The following is a 3,105-nucleotide window of genomic DNA, read 5'->3' as shown; positions in this document are numbered from 1 at the left end:
GGATCGCCGGGCTGGTTGCCGCTGTTACCGCGGATCGTGTCCTGGTTTAGTTTTGAAGTTTCTGCATAATCCGGAATCTTTATAGCGGTATCCCCGGCAGATCTTCCTGCCCAATCTGTACGAAAACCGCTTGGCGCCACAATGGTGACTTTTATACCGAGCGGTGCAACTTCTTTTGCAAGCGCTTCAGATAACCCATCTACAGCAAACTTAGTAGCGTTATAAAAACCAACTGCAGGAAAAGCTCTCAGGCCGCCGATAGAAGCAATATTCACGACATGCCCGCTCCGCTGTTTGCGCATTATCGGCAATACCGCCTGCGTTACATGCGCAAGGCCAAAGAAATTAATTTCAAACATTTGTCTTACAGCAGCTTCTTCACTTTCTTCTACTGCACCGAAATACCCGATGCCGGCATTGTTCACAAGCACATCTATTCGGCCCCATTTTTCCATAACGGCATCTACAGCAGATTTGATTTGGCCACCATCTGTAACATCTAATGAAAGACTCAGTGCATTGTTTTCTCCGGCAACTATATCTTCAACGTCAGCGGTTTTTCGTGCAGTGACAGCTACTTTATCTCCATTATGCAATGCTGCTTTTGCCAGTTCTCTGCCAAATCCGGTGGAACAACCTGTTATCAGCCATACTTTTTCCATAAAACTATTTTTAATTATACGATGTATTTTACTGTTCTAAAAATAATACATATTCGTTAAAATAAATTTCTTCTTAATGTCGAATTTCGGGAAAGGTTAATAAGGGTGCCGGTTGTGTGTCATTTTTAATGAAAGAGTAACAGCTTTTTTTCTATGGCTAAACAATGATAAAAATTTGGTACAGTTCATTAATGTATAAATGATATACATTTAACCTTACAAAAATTTCAATTTTAAACAAACGATCCCTGATGCTTACAACTTTTATAAACAAATTGTAAAATGATAAATATTTTTGACCGTTACAGAAAAGTAAGAATGTATTTATTGGATGCTGTTCATGATCTTACTACAGAACAGTTCAATTATATCCCTCCCGGGTTTAACAATAATATTATATGGAACATTGGGCATTTAATAGCAGCCCAGCAGGGAGTATGCTATCTCCGGGCAGGTGAGGCAATGTCCATAGACCGGGAAATCTTTGAGCATTATAAACCGGGAACCAAGCCGGTAAGATTTGTGGACAGTTCAGAAATTGATTATTTTAAATCACTCGCCGTTTCTACTATCGACACCTTTGAAAAGGATTATTTGCTCAATAAGTTTTCTGCTTACAAACCCTGGACAACAAGGTACGGAACAGAACTTCCGGATATAAATACAGCTACTGAATTTCTTTTTTACCACGAAGGCCTGCACTACGGTTACATTGCAGCTCTCAGAAAAAACTTTCGTAAAGATTTTTTTCGTTTGTGAAGACTGACTCGTGAACTATTTCAGTCGAGATACGGGATGCAGCAGACAATTATTTTACACAAAAAAATGTGCACCCAAAATTGCCGAATCTTTTTCATTTTCCATTCTTTGATCAAAATCAGTGATCAGTTGATTCTTAAAAGAAGCTATGTAAAAACATAGGATGGGCTGTTAACTAGCTTCACATTAAAACTGCCATAAATGTCAATATTGTATTGGATCAATCACTTGAATGGAAAAAATTAGCCCGGATCAAACATGTTTTGATTTCTTATAACACAACACGTTATAATTAACTATCTTTAAAAGCGCCCGTTTTAAAATAATCAATTGCTATGAAAAAAAAAATACTTGTTTTTTTATTTTTATGTGTGGCATTCACTACCAATGCACAAAGACTACTCACCTGGACACCTGAATTTCCACAGGAGAACAATAATCTTTCTTTTACCATTGACTGTGCAAAAGGTAATCAGGGACTTTTCAATTTTGAAGGGGGAAACTCTTCTAATGTATACGTTCATGTTGGCGTCATTACAAATTTAAGTACAGGCCCTTCTGACTGGAGGTATGTAAAATTTGCTTATGGATCGACGAATCCCCAAGCTAATGCAACAGCATTAGGAGCAAATAAATATCAGTATATTTTAAAAGATCTCGCAAATAACCCTGTAAATGTGCGTACTTTTTTTAACGTACCTGCGGGCGAAACAATTTTAAAAGTAAATGTAATTTTTAGAAATGGTTCAGGTGCTTTAAAAGCAGTAAACTCAGACGTGAGTGATATGTATATTCCGGTATATACTGCAGGGCAATTTAATGTAAGATTGAATTTACCACCCTTCGAGCCTCGCTATATTCCATACGCAGAGCCTATCTCTGTGCCTTTGGGAGGGAATGTAAATATTTCAGGCGTAGCTTCTAATAATGCTGCGCTCACAATTAAATTGAATGGAACTACAGTAAATACTGCGACAGCATCAACTTCAATAACTGCTAATCCCACTATATCTACACCATGCGAGCAAAAAATAATGTTGGAAGGTAATGATGGTACCGGGTTGAAAAAAGATTCATTTTCTTTTTTTATACCACCTACGCAAACGATTTCGCCCTTGCCGGCAGGGATGATCGAAGGAATAAATTATGCTGCTAACAATACTTCTGCAACTTTGGTTTTATATGCACCAAATAAAACAAGTGTAATTGTAATTGGTGATTTTACTAACTGGGCACAAAGTTGTGCATACCAGATGAACAAAACACCTGATGGAAATTATTATTGGCTTACAGTTACAGGACTTACGCCCGGCGTTGAATACGGCTTCCAGTATCTTGTAGACAATACTATCAGAGTAGCTGATCCATACACACAAAAAGTTTTGGACCAGGATAATGATGGATTTATCTCAGCAGTAACATATCCTAATTTAAAACCTTATCCTGCAGGTTTAACGACAGGCATTGTGGGGATTTTACAAACCGCAGAACCGCAGTACACATGGATAGTTAATAATTTTGCTAAACCGGATAAAAAGAATCTTATTACCTATGAATTATTGATAAGAGATTTTACTGCTGAACATAGTTACCAATCATTAATAGATTCTCTTCAATACTTAAAAAATATTGGCATAAACAGTATCGAATTAATGCCAATAAACGAATTTGACGGCAATGAAAG

At 37.3% G+C, this 3,105-nt stretch carries 2 protein-coding genes and 1 pseudogene; 2 read left to right on the top strand and 1 reads right to left on the bottom strand.

Going from position 1 to position 3,105, the window contains the following annotated elements; translation table 11 throughout:
• The coding region (locus H7254_RS08720; RefSeq protein WP_301932604.1) for an oxidoreductase at window positions 1-662 on the bottom strand (662 nt) is incomplete at its 3' end.
• Between the two features lie 282 nt (window positions 663-944).
• On the opposite strand from H7254_RS08720, the gene H7254_RS08715 reads away from it, so the two are divergent.
• The gene (locus H7254_RS08715) at window positions 945-1,421 is read left to right on the top strand and encodes a DinB family protein (protein ID WP_301932603.1); all 477 of its coding nucleotides are present in this window, start codon (window positions 945-947) and stop codon (window positions 1,419-1,421) included.
• 335 nt (window positions 1,422-1,756) lie between these two features.
• Window positions 1,757-3,105, top strand: a pseudogene (locus tag H7254_RS08710) (hypothetical protein); the annotation flags it as partial.

This window comes from Ferruginibacter sp. (assembly GCF_014377975.1).
In the GTDB taxonomy this organism is placed as follows: Bacteria; Bacteroidota; Bacteroidia; order Chitinophagales; family Chitinophagaceae; genus Ferruginibacter.
The sequence above is the reverse complement of the archived record's forward strand: the minus strand, read 5'-3'. Positions and strand labels throughout refer to the sequence as shown.

Excerpts from the sequence above, each read along its gene's own strand:
- H7254_RS08715 (WP_301932603.1), top strand. The coding sequence starts at position 945 with ATGATAAATATTTTTGACCGTTACAGAAAAGTAAGAATGTATTTATTG.